The following is a 1,131-nucleotide window of genomic DNA, read 5'->3' as shown; positions in this document are numbered from 1 at the left end:
CAGGAAGCGCTCGGCGGTGAGTTCGGCTTGGTTGAGGTAGCCGCGCGCGACGCCCTCGCCGCCGATGTACAGCTCGCCGGCCACGCCCACCGGGACCGGTTGGTGGTGGGCGTCGAGGATGTAGATGCGCGTGTTGGCGATCGGGCGGCCCAGCGGGACGCTGGTGGCCTCCTCCGCCAGTGCTTCGATGTGATGCGTGATGGCGAAGGTGGTGCTCTCGGTCGGGCCGTAGCCATTGAGCAGGTGTTGTGGCGGGTTGTTCTTGAGTACTCGGCGTACGACTTTGGGGTCGAGCGCATCGCCGCCGATGATCAGGTAGTGCAGTTGGGGCAGAACGTGGGCCAGTTGGCTTTCGTATTGGTTGAACAGGCCGACCGTGAGCCACAGGATGCTGACGTGTTGCGCCTTGAGCCGGTCGGCGAAGCGCGGGGGGTCGAGCAGGGTTTGTTGGTCGATGACGACGATGGCCCCGCCGTTGAGCAGCGGGCCCCACACTTCCAGGGTGGTGGCGTCGAAGGCCGGGTTGGCGGCCAGTGCGACCCGCTCTTCGGGGCCGAACTCGCAGTAGCCGTTGTTGATCACCAGGCGGGCGATGGCGCGGTGTGGGATGTCCACGCCCTTGGGGGTGCCGGTGGAGCCGGAGGTGTACATCACGTAGGCGCGATCGGCCCCTTCGATGGCAATCGTCGGGTTCTCGTCACTGAACTCGGCATCGAGGGTGTCGACGTCGATGCGCTCGAGGGCGCTCAGTTCGGCGGGTATGTCGCAGGCCGAGGTGCTGAGCAGGATGCGGGCACCGCTGTCGGCGACCATCATGCCCTGGCGCTCGCCGGGCAGCACACCGTCCAGTGGCACATAGGCGCCACCGGCCTTGAGCACGGCCAGTTCGGCCACCACCAGTTCGACGGATCGGGGCAAGGACAGGGCGATGCTCTCGCCCACCTGAACGCCGGCCTCGAGCAGCCGATGGGCCAGGCGGTTGGCCCGCTCGTTCAGCTCGGCGTAGCTGAGCTGTTGTGCCTCTCCGATGACGGCCACAGCCTCGGGCTGCGCGAGCGCTTGGGCTTCGAACAGCGTGTGCACGCCCATATCGCGCGGGTATGGACGATCCGTCGCGTTCCACGAGACGAG

General features: G+C 67.1%; 1 protein-coding gene. It reads right to left on the bottom strand.

Going from position 1 to position 1,131, the window contains the following annotated elements; all coding sequences use genetic code 11:
- Nucleotides 1-1,083: amino acid adenylation domain-containing protein (locus tag I8J34_RS24090; RefSeq protein WP_214364169.1), on the bottom strand; the 1,083-nt coding region annotated here is incomplete at its 3' end.
- Nucleotides 1,084-1,131: the final 48 nt, after the last annotated feature.

This window comes from Denitromonas iodatirespirans, assembly GCF_018524365.1.
GTDB classification, from domain to species: domain Bacteria; phylum Pseudomonadota; class Gammaproteobacteria; order Burkholderiales; family Rhodocyclaceae; genus Nitrogeniibacter; species Nitrogeniibacter iodatirespirans.
Note: the sequence above shows the minus strand (reverse complement) of the source record. Positions and strands in the feature narration are given on the sequence as shown.